This window comes from Lentzea sp. CC55, from assembly GCF_021056325.1.
Taxonomy (GTDB): Bacteria; Actinomycetota; Actinomycetes; order Mycobacteriales; family Pseudonocardiaceae; genus Lentzea; species Lentzea jiangxiensis.
In genome coordinates this window covers 88,299-102,742 of sequence record NZ_JAJCXE010000027.1, presented here as the reverse complement: position 1 = coordinate 102,742, position 14,444 = coordinate 88,299, and the positions used below count along the sequence as shown (strand labels likewise).

The window sequence follows — 14,444 nt, the reverse complement described above, 5'->3', positions numbered from 1 at the left end:
GCAGCGTCCGGGGAGGTGGACGGGCCCTACAGCCGGCGCAACCCCGCCAGCACCCGCTCCAGCAGCACCCCGTCCGGCCTGTCCCCGCCGTACGACGACGCGGTCCGGTGCACGTCGACCAGCCCGTGCCCCGCCATGTCCCCGAGCAGCACCTTCGTGACGCCGAGCGGCAGGCCGCGCAGGGCGGCGATCTCCGCCACCGAGCGCGGTTGCACGCACAGCGCCAGCACGTCCTGGTGCTCGGGACGCACGGCGGTGGCCGAGAACTCGTTCACCGAGACCAGGGTCTCGATCTCCAGGTGCACGTCGGAGGTGGTGCGGCCACCGGTCCACGCGTAGGCCCGCACGATCGAGGACGACGTCTCGACGCTCGTCTCGACCGACGGCAGCGGCGGGACCGGTTCGAACGCCGTGGTGGCGTACGGGTCCGGTTCGCGCAGGGGTTCCGGGGCCCGCTGCTCCGCCTTGTTCTTCTTGCCGCGCTTGCGGATCCGTTCGCTGTCGAAGCTGAACCCGCTGATCAGGTCGCCGAAGCTGACCTGGTCGCCGGAGTCCCCGCTCATGCCAGCTCGGCCCGCAGCTCGGGCGTGAGCAGCTGGCCCACCTGCCGCACGACGACCGTCATCTCGTACGCCACCTGCGCGACGTCCGCCGACGACGAGGCCAGCACGGCGAGGACCGAGCCGTCGCTGATCGAGGACAGCAGCATCACGCCCCGGTCCATCTGGACGACGGTGCGCACGACCGCCTCGCCGGCGAAGCACTGCGAGGCCGACTCGGCGAGGGACACCACCCCGGCGACGATCGCCGCGAACTGCGGCGCGACCTGGGCCGGCAGCTTCGACGTCGAGACCAGCACCAGCCCGTCCGCCGAGATGACGACGGCGTGCTCGATGCCCGGTGTGCGTTCGGCGAAGTTGGTGACCAGCCAGCCGAACTGGTCAACCTGCGTGCTCATCGACTCTCCTGGTGGTCGGGGAGGCCGCGCTGCACTCCTCGCTGGAACGCGTCGAGGAAGCCGCGGGCCGACTCCGGCGTCTGGCGTGCGCGTGCGGGGGGCGGGGGCGGTGCGGCGGCGGACGTCTGCTGGAACCACGACGCCTGCTTCCGATCGATCGCCTCCCCCCGGAAAGACTCCCAGGACTCCTCGCGTCGTGGTGCCAGTTCGGCGGGAACCAACACGATCGCGCGAGTGCCCTTGCCTTGTTTCGCATCCAGGCGTACCACGATCTGGTGGCGCGCGGCGAGCCTGCCGACGACGAAGAGACCCATCTCGCGGGAGACCTGGACGTCCACGCCCTCGCCCGCGGCCTCCAGGCGGTGGTTCACCGCCCCCAGGGCCTCGGGGTCGATGCCGATGCCCTGGTCGACGACGTCGATCTCCACGATGCCGCCGGCCTCGATCGACGCGCTGATCGCGACCTGGGTGTGCGGCGGTGAGAAAGCCGTTGCGTTGTCGAGGAGTTCGGCCAGCAACCGGACGAGGTCGCTCGCCACGTAGCCGACCACTTCGGCGTTGGGCGCCGTGTGCACCATCACCCGCTGGTACTGCTCGATCTCCGCGGCCGCCGCGCGCAGCACGTCGGTGAGCGGGATCGGCTTGTGGAACCGGCGCGCCACGTCGCCGCCGGAGAGCACCATCAGGTTCTCGTTGTTGCGGCGCATGCGGGTGGCGAGGTGGTCGAGCTTGAACAGGTTCGCGAGCTGGTCCGGGTCCTCCTCGTACTTCTCCAGCTCCTCCATCAGCTTGAGCTGCCGTTCGACGAGGCTCTGGCTGCGGCGCGAGAGGTTCACGAAGATGTTGCGCATGTTGGCGCGCATGCTCGCCTGCTCGATGACCGACTTCACGGCCTGCTGGTGCACCGCGTCGAACGCGCGCGCCACCTCGCCGAACTCCTCGGTCGTGTGCACCGGCACCGGCTCGACGTCGGTGCTGCCCCGCCCGGTCGCGACCATCTCGGGGAGCTTGTCCCAGGCCACGTCGAGGGCGGAGCGGCGCAGCTCGTTCAGCGAGCGCAGCAGGTAGCGGCCGACGACGAACCCGACGGTGGCGGCCAGGACCAGGCTGGCGAACAGGATCGCGGACGCCGTGCCCGCCGCGTCGCTCGACTCGTCGCGCAGGCGGTCCGCGGTGGTGCGCAGGTCGTCCTGCAGACCGGTGACGACACCGCCCATCGCCGCCGCCACGGCACCGGAGGCCCTGCTCCAGTCCGCTGCCGCGATCGGCAGCGGCTGCTGCCTGGGCCTGCCGGTGTTCGCCGCGTCCGACGTCGGGTGCAGCACCGCGGTGGCGAGCATCGTGCGCTGCGCCTCGACGTCCGGGCCGCTGAAGTTCTTGCCGTAGGTCTTCATCTGGTCCGGCGTGGCGAGCGCGGCGAACTCGTCCGCGATGTAGCCGAGCTTCACGTTCGACTCGACCAGGGACCGCACCTCGGCGGTGGTCAGCTGACCGCGGGCGAGCCCGGACAGCACGACGGCCTGCTGGTACAGGACCTGGTCCCGCACGTGCACGACGTGGTGCAGGCCCATGGCCGTGCGCAGCAGCGCGGCGTCGCCGAACTCGCTCGCCAGGACCTCGTCCACGTCGAGCAACGAGTCGGCGAGCTCGCTGTAGCTCCCGATCACGGCCGGCACGTCGCCGCCCGCCCGCTCGCGCAGCGCCGGCAGGTCGCCGATGCCGGCCTGCACGTCGTTCATGCGGGCGGTGACGACCTCGCTGAGCGAGGTCTTCGCGATCTGGGCGCGCAACGCCGCACGGGCGTCGTCGGTGCGCTTGACCTGCTCGGCGAGGACCCGCGGGCCCGCGCCCTCGGCGACGATGCGCCGTTCCTCCTGCACGCCGTCGATCACGGGGATCAGGGCCGCGCGGACCTTCACGAGCCGTTGCAGGGCCGAGTAGGAGTCGGCGCGGTCGATCTGCGTGCCGATGTGCAGCACGCCGGCACCCACCGCGATGGCGACCGGGACGATCAACACCGCGGCGAGCTTCACCGGCAGGCGCCAGTTTCGCCAGTTGACGAGCGAGTCGAACATCAGACGAAGAGCTTGGCGGCGTTCAGGAACAGCCGGTACAGGCCGTAGGCGAGCGGGAGGCCCACCCACAGCCACGCACCGACCAGCAACAACGTGCTCGACCGGTTCTCCAGGGGTGAGCTCACTTCTTCACCACGCCTTCCGCGTCCTGCTCCTCGGCGGCGTCGGCCGCCTCTGCCTCGTTCCACTTGGCGACGGTGTCATCGTCACCGCCGGGTGCCGGCTCCTGCGCCCGCACGGCGGCCTCGGGCTCGTGGAACCTCGGGTCGACCGGGCGGATCAGCTCGTTGGCGATGAAGCCGACGACCAGCAGCGCGATCATGATGTAGAACGACGTGGCGTACAGGTCGGGTCCGGTGTGCCCGGCCTTCTTGCCCGCGTCCGCGATGGCGTTGACGATCAGCGGCCCGAGCACACCGGCCACGGACCACGCCGTGAGCAGGCGGCCGTGGATCGCGCCGACCTGGTAGGTGCCGAACAGGTCGCGCAGGTACGCCGGAACGGTCGCGAAGCCCGCGCCGTAGAACGACAGGATCACCATCGCCGCGATGACGAACAGCGGGGTGCTGGTCGAGCCGACCGTCAGCAGCACCAGGTAGAGCAGCGCGCCGACGCCGAGGTAGAGGCGGTAGATGTTCTTGCGGCCCACGACGTCCGAAGTGGACGACCAGACGAACCGGCCGGCCATGTTCGCGGCCGACAGCAGCGCGACGAAACCGGTGGCGGCCGTCGCGGCGACCGGCGTCGAGGACTCCTTGAAGAAGTCGACCAGCATCGGCGCGGCCTTCTCCAGGATGCCGATGCCCGCGGTGACGTTGAAGCACAGCACGACCCACAGCAGCCAGAACTGCGGCGTCCTGATCGCGTTGTTCGCGGAGACGTTGTGGGCGACGCCCGCCTTCGGCCTGTCCCTGAGCAGCGCCTCCTTCTCCGCGGTGAACTCCGGGGAGGGCAGGCGGATCAGCAGCACGCCGAGGCTCATGAAGACCGCGTAGGCGATGCCGTGCACGAGGAAGGCCTGGCCGATGCCGGACGTCGTGGAGCCGAACGCCGACAGCATCGAGGTGGACCACGGCGACGCGATCAGCGCACCGCCGCCGAAACCCATGATCGCGATGCCGGTCGCCATGCCCGGCCGGTCGGGGAACCACTTGATCAGGGTCGAGACCGGCGAGATGTAGCCGATGCCGAGGCCGATGCCGCCGACGAGGCCGTAGCCCACGACGACGACCCAGTACATGCCGGCCCACACGCCGACCGCGGAGATCAGCAGGCCGGAGCAGAACGCGAGCAGCGACATGAGCATCGCCCAGCGCGGGCCCCTGCGCTCGACCGTCGTCCCGAGCACCGCGGCGGAGAGCCCGAGCATCACGATGCCGAGCTGGAACGGCAGGGCGGACTGCGTTCCCGTGATGCCCAGCGATTTCTCCAGAGGCGTCTTGAAGACGCTCCAGGCGTAGGCCTGACCAATGGAGAGATGAATCGCCAGCGCCGCGGGCGGAACGAGCCAGCGGTTCCATCCGGGAGGCGCGACTTGGCGTTCGCGCGCTAAGAACCCCACTTTATCCCCAACCGTCACCAATAACGCGGACCGATCGATCCTAGGCCAGGCGCACACGTGCGACAACGTTCAGGCACAAGGCTTCGGTGTTGCGTGCAGCGCAACGCTCCAGCTCTTGTTGGTACAAGACACGAGACGTACCATTTGAGACGAATGGAGTGCCCGGCATTCAGTCCGGCACCGGTCCGGTTTGGACCGTTTCCGGGGTCTTCGTCACGTTGACTGCACACGTGAGAGCGCTACAGTGGGCGCCGCACACGAGGGGCAGGGGTACATGACCAAGGCGATCCGGTCGCCTGGCGAAGCGCAGCAGGGGTACCGGGAAATCCGGGGTTTCGCGTCGTTCGACGACCCCGAGACTTTGTCGTACGTGGATTCCGACGGCAACCCGAAGTTCGAGCTGATTCGGCAGACCGACGAATTCCGCACTCTCCGTCGTCGGCTCACGACGTTCATCTTCCCGATGACCGCCCTTTTCCTCGCGTCCTACCTCACCTTCGTGCTGCTGTCCGCGTACGCGAAAGAACTGGTCAGCACCAAGGTGATCGGCGTGATCAACCTGGGAATCCTGCTGGGCCTCGGGCAGTTCGTGACTTCGATCATCATCACGCTCGGTTATGCCCGTTACGCGAAGCGACGGCTGGACCCGCAGCGCACATTGCTCGCCGAGAAGATTGGCGTCGAGGAGTAAGGCATGCCCACCACCGGCAACCCGGTGCTGAACCTCAGCGTCTTCGCGGTGTTCGTCCTGATCACCCTCTACGTCGTCTACCGCGTCTCCAGCCGGAACGTGACCGCGTCGGACTACTACGCCGCCGGCAGCTCGTTCACCGGCGCCCAGAACGGCGTGGCGCTGTCCGGTGACTTCCTGTCCGCCGCGTCGTTCCTCGGCATCTCCGGCGGCATCGCGGCGCACGGCTACGACGGGTTCCTCTACTCCGTCGGCTGGGTCGTCGCGTGGCTCGTCGGCCTGCTGCTGATCGCGGAGGGCCTGCGCAACACCGGCCGCTTCACCGTCGGCGACGTGCTGGCGTTCCGGATGAAGCAGCGCCCGGTCCGCGCCGCCGCGGCGAACGCGACCCTGGTGATCTCGTTCTTCTACATGATCGCGCAGATGGCGGGCGCCGGCGGCCTGATCGCGCTGCTGCTCAACGTGACCTCGAAGTGGGGCCAGGCGGTGCTGATCGCCCTGGTCGGCATGATCATGGTGCTCTACGTGCTGGTCGGGGGCATGAAGGGCACGACCTGGGTGCAGATCATCAAGGCCGTCCTGCTGCTGCTCTGCGTGACGATGATGAGCATCTTCCTGCTCGGCAAGTTCGGCTTCAGCCTGTCGGCGATCATGCAGCAGGCCACCGAGATGAACACGCTCGGCGAGGCCGTTCTCGACCCCGGCGCGAAGTACGGCTTCAGCGCGATGTCCAAACTGGACTTCGTCTCGCTCGCACTCTCCCTGGTGCTGGGCATCGCGTCGCTGCCGCACGTGCTGATGCGCTTCTACACGGTGCCGAACGCCGCCGAGGCGCGCCGTTCGGTCGTGTGGGCCACGTGGACGATGGTCATCTTCTACCTGTGCACGCTGGTGATCGGCTTCGGCGCGATGGCGCTGGTCGGCTCGGACAAGATCGCCGCGGCACCGGGTGGCGAGAACTCCGCCGCACCGCTGCTGGCGTTCGAGATCGGTGGCGCGGTGCTGCTCGGCATCGTCTCCGCGGTGGCGTTCGCCACGATCCTCGCCGTCGTCGCGGGCCTGACCCTGGCGGCCTCCGCCTCGTTCGCCCACGACGTCTACGCGAACGTCATCAAGCGCGGCAACGTCGAACCCCGCAGGGAGATCCGGGTCGCACGGCTGACCGCCGTCGTCGTCGGCATCCTGTCGATCATCGGCGGCATCGCGGCGAACGGCCAGAACGTCGCGTTCCTCGTGTCGCTGGCACTGGCGCTGGCGGCGTCCGCGAACCTGTCGACGATCCTCTACACGATCTTCTGGCGGCGCTTCAACACCACCGGCACGCTGTGGAGCATCTACGGCGGCCTGGGCTCGTGCCTGGTGTTGATCATCTTCTCGCCGGTGATGTCCGGCGCGAAGACGTCGATCTTCCCGGACGTCGACTTCGCGTGGTTCCCGCTCGGCAACCCGGGCCTCGTCTCGATCCCGTTCTCGTTCCTGTGCGGGTTCCTGGCGACGGTCTTCTCGAAGCGGGAGCCGGAGCTCGACGCCAAGGCCGCCGAGATGGAGGTCCGGGCGATCTCGGGCATCGGCGTCCGCACCTGACCGGGGTCAGCTCGCCGGGATGATCCCCGACTCGTGGGCGATGATCGCCGCCTGCACCCGGTTCTTCACCCCGAGCTGGCGGAAGATCGTGCTCACGTAGACCTTCACCGTGCCCTCGACGACGTGCAGGCGTGCCGCGATCTCCGCGTTCGACAGCCCGGCGCCGAGGAGCCCGAGCACCTCGCGCTCCCGCGCGGTCAGGACCTCGATGCGCCGGGCCGCGAGCGGCCGGGGGTGGGCGCGGGACAGCTGGTCGACGACCCGCTTGGCGACCAGCGGGGACAGGAACGCCCCACCGCCCGCGACGGCGCGGACGCCCGAGATGATCTCCTGCGGGTCGCCGGTCTTCAGCACGAACCCCGCCGCGCCCTCCCCCAGCGCCCGGCTGATGTAGGAGTCGTCGGCGAACGTCGTCAGCACCAGCGTCTTCGTGCCCGGATGGCACTCGCGGATCACTTTCGCCGCGTCCAGCCCGTCCAGCACGGGCATGCGGATGTCGAGCACGGCGACGTCCGGCCGATGCCGGGCCACCTTGTCGATGACCTCGCTGCCGTTCTCCGCCTCCGCGACCACCTCGACGTCCCCCGCCGTCGCGAGGACGGCCTTGACGCCGAACCTGACCACCGGTTCGTCGTCGGCGAGCACGACCCTGATCACCCGGTCCTCCTCGCGAGCCACTGCTTCGACACGAGCCGATCATCCCGGAAGCACAGCTGGTGCAGGTCGTGGCGGTCGCCGTCGAACGGGTTGGGGTGCGTGCTGTAGTAGCGGCACTCGGTGCCGGGGGGCGCGGTGACGCCGAGCGGGTTGTCGACGCGGGTGCGCAGCGGCAGGTCGAGGTCGTCCTCGCGTTGCCCGAGTTCTGCCCGCTCGAACTGGTGCGGTGTGAGCACGGACGTCACGGCGTCGAACACCATGTAGCCCGGCACGCCGATCGCGATGCCGGCGCACACGACCGACGTGATCAGCACTGTCCTGCGAGCGCTCTTGCGGATCTCCTCCTCCGTGCGTTCGCGGCGCACGTGGGTGGGCGTCGTCCTCGCTCGCGGCCGTTCCGGGAGCTTGGCCCTGACCTCGAAGCCGCCGTCGTCGGACGGTGCCGCCTCGAACCAGCCGCCGACGAGCGCGACGCGTTCGGCGAGGCCCACCAGTCCCTTGCCGCTGCCGACCGCCTGGGTCTTCGGGGCCGGGCCGTTGGTGATCCGCAGCTCGAGGTTCGCGGTGAGGGTCACGGCGACCTCCGCGCCGGGGGCGTGCTTGATCACGTTCGTCAGCGCCTCGGCGACCACCCGGTGCACGGTCCTCGCGATGATGCCGTCGATCGCGGTCCTGCGGTTGTTGGTGAGCTCGACGTCGAGCCCGCTCCTGGCGACGACCTCCTCGATCGTCGCCACGGGCTCGTCCTCGTCGGCGCGCAGCACCTGCATGACGTCGGCCAGCCGTTCCGCCGCGGCCGTGACGCTCGCCCTCGCGGTCCTGGCCGCCTCGCGCTGCGGTGCCGTGAGCGTCGGTTCCAGTTCCAGCGCGCCGACGAGGAGCGCGGCCCTGGCGAGCTCGTGTCCGACGAGGTCGTGCATCTCGCCGGCAAGGCGTGCGCGTTCGGAGTTGCGCGCGTTGTCGACGTCGCGCTCCAGCAGTGCCGCGTGTTCCCAGCCGACCTCGCGCAGCTCGGCGAACCGGCGCCGGAACCGCCCGAACGCCCACGGCACCACGCCGAGCACACCGACGCCGGAGGTGACGGCGAGCGCGGTGTCCGAACCCCCGCGCTCGGTCAGGGCGACGACGACACCGGCGACCTCGGCCACGGTCAGCGCGATCGCCGTGGGCCGCGGATCGGCGGCGTGCCGGCCCGCGAGGAAGCTGAGCAGCGCGAGTGCGGGAGCGAGCGCCACCACCCTGACGTCGAACTCGACGCTGATGAGGTAGCAGACGAGCCAGGCGCCCAGTGCGGTGCCGAGAGCGACCGCGGGACGGGTGCGCACGAGTACGAACGCCAGGACGAACAGGAGCAGGTAGAGCAGGACCTCCCACACGGCGCCCATCATCGCAGTCGCTGCAGCACCACGGTCGGCGCCTCCGCCTCCTCACGCCGTTGCCGAACCGGCAGCCTCTTCGCCAGCAGCACCGCGATCCCCCACGACACCAACGCTCCGAGCGCCAGCCCTGCCATGACGTCGTGTACGTAGTGGACACCCACGACGACGCGGGAGGCAGCCGCCGCGATCGCGCACACCGCGGCGATCCAGCCGTAGGTCCTGTGCAGCGCCCAGATCGCCATCGCCGAGGCACCCGCGATCACCGAGTGGTTGCTGGGGAACGACCAGTCGCCCGGCGCCGGACACTCCGCGATCGACGGCGCCGTGCGGCACGGCCGTTCCTCCCGCACGACCAGCTTGACGACCTCGCTGATCGCGTAGGCCACCACGACACCCGCTCCGGCGAGGAACGCCCTGAGCCGGTGCCGCAACCACAGCAGCGCGAACATCACCGCGAACACACCGAGCACCGCGTCGGTGCCCACAGTCAGCCAAGTCACCCAGCCGAAACTACGAAGGTCCCGGCCGGCGCGCCCCTGCCCATCGGAACCGATCGGCACTAACTTTCGACAGGGGTGTCCGTGCCCGGCGCTCCGGCCATGCGCAGGACCAGGTCGTAGTAGCCGTCGGGGTTGTCCGCGCCGGACCGCCCGTCGACGAGCTCCCGCACGACGTCGCAGTGCCCGGCGTGCTGCGCGGTCTCCGCCACGACGCGGACCAGCAGGTGCCCGAACGTCGTCTCGCGCTTGTGCTCCGCCCACCACGGCACCGACGCCGGGGCGTCCAGCGGCAGCTCCGCGATGGAGGCGTCCGTGTGCCGCCAGGCCTCGCGGTAGAGGCCGACGAGGTACTCGCGGCTCTCGGTGGGCTTGGCCCACATGTCGCCGTTCTCCCAGACCGACCCGTCGTTCCACGGCAGCACCACGGGTGCGGGACGGCCCACGGAGTCGCCGAGGTAGCCGAACTCGATGCCGACCAGGTGCTTCACCAGGCCGAGCAGGTTGGTGCCGCTGGGAACGAGCGGGCGGCGCACGTCGTACTCGCCCAGGCCGTCCAAAGAGGACAGCACCGAGTCGCGGGAGGCCTGGAGGTAGCGCTGGAGGTCCTCGGCGATCATGGCTCGACCCTAGCGTCGTCGCGCGACGACGTCCTCCGGTTCCGCCACGACCTCCCGCGGCGGTCGCGCGGTCCGCCGACGTTTGCGCGCCCGGTTCGCCGGAAACACGAGGGCATGACTGAGCACCAGTTCACGACCCCGCTGGGTGGCGGCGAGCCCGTCGACGACGAGCCGGACGCGGTCGCGGTCGAGGAGGCCGGTGGGCACGTGACCGCGCCGGAGGAGACCGCGATGCACATCGAGGAGACCGAGGACGGCGGCGGCCGCGTGGACCGCCCGGACGACGGTTACCTGGACAGGTGATTCGTCTCGTCCGACTGACTCACGGAGAGTGACATCAGGTCACCGCAAGATCGCTCGAACGCAGCTCGAAATTCACTGGAGCGGCCGTTCGTCTAGGACACAACCTGGCCTCAAGTGATCCTAGAGTCCTCCGTGTAGGACAAAAGTTGCGGAGGACAGAAGCAATGACCACCACCGAGACCCTCACCGGCGAGCGCGCGGACCTCCTCGAGACCCTGCGGCAGCACCGCTGGTTCCTGAGGTTCACCGCGCAGGGGCTGACCGACGAGCAGGCGGCGTCGAGCCCGACCGCGAGCGCGCTGAGCATCGGCGGCCTGATCAAGCACGTCGCCGCGGTCGAGGAGGGCTGGGTCAGGTTCGTCGAGCACGGCCCGTCCGCGATGGAGTTCGACCCGGAGTCCGTCGAGCACCACCAGCGCAACTTCCGGATGGAGCCGGGCGAGACGCTGGAGAGCATCCTCTCCCGCTACGACGAGGTCGCGGCGTACACCGACAAGCTGGTCGAGACGGTCGACCTGGACCTCTCGCACCCGCTGCCGTCCGCGCCGTGGTTCCCGGAGGGCAAGACGCGGTCGGCGCGGCGCGTGTTCGTGCACATCGTCGCGGAGACCTCGCAGCACGCGGGCCACGCGGACATCATCCGCGAGACGATCGACGGCCAGAAGACGATGGGCTGATCAGGGCCGGGGCGGGCTGAAGGCCGAGAGGAACTGGTCCCGGAAGTCGCTCATGCGCGACACCGGGGCCGACGTTCCCGGCCTGATGCCGTCGTCCCACCCCCAGCCCTCGACCCGCTGCAACACGGCGGGGTCCCGGGCGACGACGGTGATCGGCACGTCCCGCGACGCTCCCTCGCCCGTCACCACCTGCGCGGGCTGGTGGTCCCCCAGGAACACGAAGACGAGGTTCTCGTCGCCGTAGGTCTCCAGGTACGAGATCACCGACTCCAGCGAGTACGAGACGGAGTGCGCGTAGTCGGCGCGCACGGCGGCCGGGTCGCGGCCGAAGATCGACTCCGGCGGGTCGTCCGAGGCGGGCATGGTCGAGTAGACCGAGCCGTCGCCCAGCTCCTCCCAGCCGACGAAGTCCGGCGTAGGCGACCAGGGCGCGTGCGAGGACACCATGGGGATCGCCGCCATCACCGGGCCGTGCTGCTTCGAACGGACGTTCCGCTGGAACGACTCCAGGGTGAACTGGTCCGGGGTGGTCGCGTAGCCGAACCGCGGCCCCCGGTACCCGAGGTCCTGGGCGGCGTAGATCTCGTCGTAGTGGAAGAAGTCACCTTCCGGCCACGCCTGCGTGATGCCGGGGACCACACCGACGGACCGCCACGACGCCTCGCGGAACGCCCGCGGCAGCGTGAGGCGGTCGGACGCCACCAGGTTGCGGTAGCGCTGCTGGTTGTCGATCCACAGCCCGGACAGCAGCGTCGCCTGCGCCATCCAGCTGCCCCCACCGGCGGTCGGCGAGGTCAGGTAGGCGGATTTGGCCGTGTACCCCGCCGCCTCCAGACGCGCGTTGCCGTCGGCGAGCTTGGCCGCCACGCCGGGCATGTCGAGAGCGGACCTGCCGTAGCTCTCCACGAACGTGAAGACGACGTCCTTGCCCTGCAACGAGGACAGCAGTCCGGGGTGGCCGCGGTACGCGTCGACCGAAGCCTCCGCCGCGAACACCTCCTGGTCGTGCAGACCCGCCTGGACGCGCCGCGCGTGGTCGGCCAGCGAGGTCGCGGCGGCGTCGGAGTGGACCGGAACCCCCGGCACGGCAAGGGAAACACACGCCACGGCCACCAGTGCCACCGCGCGGACCGCGACGGGACGCCGTGCCGAGGCCGCGGAACTGAGGCGCAGCACCGAAAGCGCGGCCAGCCACACGACGCCGACGACCAGGGCCACCGCGAGCCCGACGGCCAGCACGGAGGCCAGGCGGCCGAACGTCACGTCCACGAAGTCGACGGCGGGCACCAGCAACGGCCAGTCCAGCACGAGGTCGAACGGCCGGTACAGCACCATGTCGAAGCCGATGTCCATGATCTTCACGACCGTGAACAGGCCGAGGGCGACCCCGCCCGCGAAGGCGACCGGCCTGCGGAGCCGATCCGGCAGCAGCACCAGCGCCATCACGCCGATGAGGCCTTCGAGCGGCACCCGCAGGAACGCCTCGAAGGAGAACTTCTCCAAGTCGCTCGGTGCGATGAGCACGAACAACACGAACAGCCCCGCCAGGACCGTGACCGTCCGCCGCAGCACCATCTTCACCGGGAAACCCCTTTCAGAACCTATGAGGTAAACGCGGCACGACCCGCACCCGGTTCAACTGCACTACCATCGGTTTCGTGACTCGCCCGCACGTTCTGCTGAGCGTCGCCGTCAGCATCGACGGCCACATCGACGATCGCGGCGCGGAACGCTTTCCGCTTTCCAACGCCGAGGACTTCGACCACGTCGACAGGCTGCGCGCGGAGTCCGACGCGGTTCTGGCCGGCGCCGAGACGTTGCGCCGGGACAACGCGCGGCTGCTCGTCTACAGCGACGAGCGGCGGAAGCGCAGAATCGCGGCCGGAAAGCCCGAGTTCCCGCTGCGGGTCACCGTCACGCGGAGCGGCGATCTGGACCCTGAGCTGCGGTTCTGGCACTGCGGCGGCGAACGGCTGGTCTACACGAGGAGCGCGACGACGACCGTCGGCCACCTGGCGGAAACGAAGACCTTCACCGATTTCCCCGAAATCCTGGACGACCTCGGGGCGCGGGGCGTGGGAAAGCTCATGGTCGAAGGCGGCACGAGCATTCACACCGAGTTCCTGCGCGCCGGACTGGCCGACGAGATCCGCGTCGCGGTGGCGCCGATGCTGATCGGGCAGGCGACGGCCCCGCGTTTCGTGAATCCCGCCGAATTCCCCGGTGGACCGGCACGCCGATTCCACCTGGAGGACGTCGCGAAAGTCGGGGACGTCGCGGTGCTCCGCTACCTCCCGAAAGTCACTTCCTCTTCACGAGGCTGAGCGCGCCGAGGATCTGCTCGCGGCGGTAGACCGCGATCACGAGCGCCCACACCATGAAGACCAGCGGCATCGTCGCGTCGTCGATGCCCCCGTTCGTCACGAGGAGCATCTCGGTGAGCGCGGCGCCGGCCATGATGCCCGCCAGCGCGAGCGCGGCGAGGCCGCAGATGCGCGGGATGAGCAGGCCGACCGCGGTGGCGATCTCCAGCACGCCGGTGAGGTACCGGAACCACTGCCCGAAGCCGATGTCGTCGAACTTCGCGACGAACTGGTCGGTGAACAGGGCGTAGCCGTTCAGGAAGAACTGCACGGCGAGCGCGATCTGCAGGATCCAGACGACGACGTTGCCGGCCTTCGCCGCGGTAGAGGTCTGCTCAGACATGGCGGGATTGTCCCACCGCGGCAGCGCTGGTGGTCCACAGCCAGAGCACGTCGCGACCGAACGACCACACCAGCGACGCCAGCGCGAGACCGACGAGCACGCTCGCGAACGGCAGGAGCCCCGACGCCGCCACGACCAGGAAGATCCCCTGGACCGCGGCCACGACCTTGCGCGCGTAGCTGGCGGGCAGCGGCGCGTTCATCCAACGGAAGCGCCACGAAGCGGCGACGAACACGTACCGCATGAGGCCGATCGCGAGCACCCACGGACCCATGTGCACGGCGACGTACGCGCTGAGCACGAGGATCAGGAAGGCGTCGACCTCCATGTCGAACCTCGCCCCCAGCGCCGTCGAGGTGCCGGTGCGGCGAGCGACCTGGCCGTCCACCCAGTCGAGCGACAGCGCGACAGCCGCGAGGGTCACGACCAGCGCCACCGGCACGTCCTGCCCGGCGCGGTCGGCGACCAGCGCGGTCACGGCGCCGACCATCAGGCCGCGGGCCAGCGTGACGCGGTCAGCGGGCCCCAGCGACCTGGTGCGGTGGCGTTGCATGCCGTAGCCGAGGAACGCCCACGTGGCGAACCCGTAGGCGAGACCCGCGGCCCAGCCCATCGGCCCGAGGCCCGCGGTGGCGGCCACCACACCCAGCAGGAGGGCCTGGGCGAGGGCCCAGGCGGCAGGCTCCCGCACGACGGCGGGTGCCCCGGTGTGCTGAAGTGTGATCATCAGGTGCCC

General features: G+C 69.8%; 16 protein-coding genes and 1 pseudogene. 5 read left to right on the top strand and 12 right to left on the bottom strand.

Annotated elements, in window-relative coordinates; translation table 11 throughout:
* Positions 1-26: 26 nt before the first annotated feature.
* From L6E10_RS23125 to L6E10_RS23110, 5 genes and pseudogenes are all read right to left on the bottom strand, one after another.
* Complete coding sequence (locus L6E10_RS23125) at positions 27-563, bottom strand: DUF742 domain-containing protein (RefSeq protein ID WP_236221622.1); 537 nt, start codon at positions 561-563, stop codon at positions 27-29.
* Positions 560-958 (bottom strand): roadblock/LC7 domain-containing protein, encoded by a 399-nt coding sequence (locus tag L6E10_RS23120; RefSeq protein WP_090098471.1) that lies wholly within the window; start codon positions 956-958, stop codon positions 560-562. Before L6E10_RS23120 ends, L6E10_RS23125 begins: the two co-directional genes overlap by 4 nt.
* Entirely contained in the window at positions 955-3,033 is a 2,079-nt protein-coding gene (locus L6E10_RS23115; protein WP_236221621.1) for a nitrate- and nitrite sensing domain-containing protein, read from the bottom strand. Before L6E10_RS23115 ends, L6E10_RS23120 begins: the two co-directional genes overlap by 4 nt.
* Positions 3,033-3,158: a hypothetical protein gene (locus L6E10_RS40430; protein WP_275676943.1), complete on the bottom strand. Its 126-nt coding sequence runs from the start codon at positions 3,156-3,158 to the stop codon at positions 3,033-3,035. The genes L6E10_RS23115 and L6E10_RS40430 overlap by 1 nt, the downstream gene beginning before the upstream one ends.
* A 122-nt stretch (positions 3,159-3,280) precedes the next feature.
* A pseudogene (locus tag L6E10_RS23110) lies at positions 3,281-4,594 on the bottom strand (OFA family MFS transporter); the annotation flags it as partial.
* Positions 4,595-4,868: 274 nt separating this feature from the next.
* Here L6E10_RS23110 and L6E10_RS23105 point away from each other — a divergent pair.
* The gene (locus tag L6E10_RS23105; protein ID WP_236221619.1) at positions 4,869-5,285 is read left to right on the top strand and encodes a DUF485 domain-containing protein; all 417 of its coding nucleotides are present in this window, start codon (positions 4,869-4,871) and stop codon (positions 5,283-5,285) included.
* Positions 5,286-5,288: 3 nt separating this feature from the next.
* Entirely contained in the window at positions 5,289-6,869 is a 1,581-nt protein-coding gene (locus tag L6E10_RS23100; RefSeq protein ID WP_236221618.1) for a cation acetate symporter, read from the top strand.
* Positions 6,870-6,875: 6 nt separating this feature from the next.
* Here the strand turns inward: L6E10_RS23100 and L6E10_RS23095 are convergent, their stop codons facing one another.
* From L6E10_RS23095 to L6E10_RS23080, 4 genes are read right to left on the bottom strand one after another with little or no spacing between them, the layout of a single operon-like run.
* Entirely contained in the window at positions 6,876-7,526 is a 651-nt protein-coding gene (locus L6E10_RS23095; protein ID WP_236221617.1) for a response regulator transcription factor, read from the bottom strand.
* The gene (locus L6E10_RS23090; protein WP_236221616.1) at positions 7,523-8,902 is read right to left on the bottom strand and encodes a sensor histidine kinase; all 1,380 of its coding nucleotides are present in this window, start codon (positions 8,900-8,902) and stop codon (positions 7,523-7,525) included. The genes L6E10_RS23095 and L6E10_RS23090 overlap by 4 nt, the downstream gene beginning before the upstream one ends.
* Positions 8,903-8,910: 8 nt before the next feature.
* Complete coding sequence (locus tag L6E10_RS23085; RefSeq protein WP_236221615.1) at positions 8,911-9,405, bottom strand: phosphatase PAP2 family protein; 495 nt, start codon at positions 9,403-9,405, stop codon at positions 8,911-8,913.
* Positions 9,406-9,464: 59 nt separating this feature from the next.
* Positions 9,465-10,022, bottom strand: a complete 558-nt coding sequence (locus L6E10_RS23080; RefSeq protein WP_236221614.1) for a DinB family protein — start codon at positions 10,020-10,022, stop codon at positions 9,465-9,467.
* Between the two features lie 114 nt (positions 10,023-10,136).
* Between L6E10_RS23080 and L6E10_RS23075 the strand changes: the two genes are divergently transcribed.
* A complete protein-coding gene (locus tag L6E10_RS23075; protein ID WP_236221613.1) occupies positions 10,137-10,325 on the top strand; it encodes a hypothetical protein in 189 nt (62 codons plus the stop codon).
* Positions 10,326-10,489: 164 nt separating this feature from the next.
* Complete coding sequence (locus L6E10_RS23070; protein ID WP_236221612.1) at positions 10,490-11,002, top strand: DinB family protein; 513 nt, start codon at positions 10,490-10,492, stop codon at positions 11,000-11,002.
* Here the strand turns inward: L6E10_RS23070 and L6E10_RS23065 are convergent, their stop codons facing one another.
* Positions 11,003-12,577, bottom strand: a complete 1,575-nt coding sequence (locus L6E10_RS23065) for a sulfatase-like hydrolase/transferase (RefSeq protein ID WP_236221745.1) — start codon at positions 12,575-12,577, stop codon at positions 11,003-11,005.
* 83 nt (positions 12,578-12,660) lie between these two features.
* Here L6E10_RS23065 and L6E10_RS23060 point away from each other — a divergent pair, with 83 nt between their 5' ends.
* The gene (locus tag L6E10_RS23060; protein ID WP_236221611.1) at positions 12,661-13,326 is read left to right on the top strand and encodes a dihydrofolate reductase family protein; all 666 of its coding nucleotides are present in this window, start codon (positions 12,661-12,663) and stop codon (positions 13,324-13,326) included.
* Here the strand turns inward: L6E10_RS23060 and L6E10_RS23055 are convergent.
* Together L6E10_RS23055 and L6E10_RS23050 are read right to left on the bottom strand one after the other, a co-directional pair.
* Positions 13,304-13,708 (bottom strand): DoxX family protein, encoded by a 405-nt coding sequence (locus tag L6E10_RS23055; RefSeq protein ID WP_236221610.1) that lies wholly within the window; start codon positions 13,706-13,708, stop codon positions 13,304-13,306. The two genes, L6E10_RS23060 and L6E10_RS23055, sit on opposite strands and share 23 nt — an antisense overlap.
* Complete coding sequence (locus L6E10_RS23050) at positions 13,701-14,435, bottom strand: CDP-alcohol phosphatidyltransferase family protein (protein ID WP_236221609.1); 735 nt, start codon at positions 14,433-14,435, stop codon at positions 13,701-13,703. The genes L6E10_RS23055 and L6E10_RS23050 overlap by 8 nt, the downstream gene beginning before the upstream one ends.
* Positions 14,436-14,444: the final 9 nt, after the last annotated feature.

What these genes read in the sequence shown, in the direction of transcription:
- L6E10_RS23125 (WP_236221622.1), bottom strand. Translation starts at nt 563, where the DNA reads ATGAGCGGGGACTCCGGCGACCAGGTCAGCTTCGGCGACCTGATCAGC.
- L6E10_RS23120 (WP_090098471.1), bottom strand. Translation starts at nt 958, where the DNA reads ATGAGCACGCAGGTTGACCAGTTCGGCTGGCTGGTCACCAACTTCGCC.
- L6E10_RS23115 (WP_236221621.1), bottom strand. Translation starts at nt 3,033, where the DNA reads ATGTTCGACTCGCTCGTCAACTGGCGAAACTGGCGCCTGCCGGTGAAG.
- L6E10_RS23105 (WP_236221619.1), top strand. Translation starts at nt 4,869, where the DNA reads ATGACCAAGGCGATCCGGTCGCCTGGCGAAGCGCAGCAGGGGTACCGG.
- L6E10_RS23100 (WP_236221618.1), top strand. Translation starts at nt 5,289, where the DNA reads ATGCCCACCACCGGCAACCCGGTGCTGAACCTCAGCGTCTTCGCGGTG.
- L6E10_RS23080 (WP_236221614.1), bottom strand. Translation starts at nt 10,022, where the DNA reads ATGATCGCCGAGGACCTCCAGCGCTACCTCCAGGCCTCCCGCGACTCG.
- L6E10_RS23075 (WP_236221613.1), top strand. Translation starts at nt 10,137, where the DNA reads ATGACTGAGCACCAGTTCACGACCCCGCTGGGTGGCGGCGAGCCCGTC.
- L6E10_RS23070 (WP_236221612.1), top strand. Translation starts at nt 10,490, where the DNA reads ATGACCACCACCGAGACCCTCACCGGCGAGCGCGCGGACCTCCTCGAG.
- L6E10_RS23065 (WP_236221745.1), bottom strand. Translation starts at nt 12,577, where the DNA reads ATGGTGCTGCGGCGGACGGTCACGGTCCTGGCGGGGCTGTTCGTGTTG.
- L6E10_RS23055 (WP_236221610.1), bottom strand. Translation starts at nt 13,708, where the DNA reads ATGTCTGAGCAGACCTCTACCGCGGCGAAGGCCGGCAACGTCGTCGTC.
- L6E10_RS23050 (WP_236221609.1), bottom strand. Translation starts at nt 14,435, where the DNA reads ATGATCACACTTCAGCACACCGGGGCACCCGCCGTCGTGCGGGAGCCT.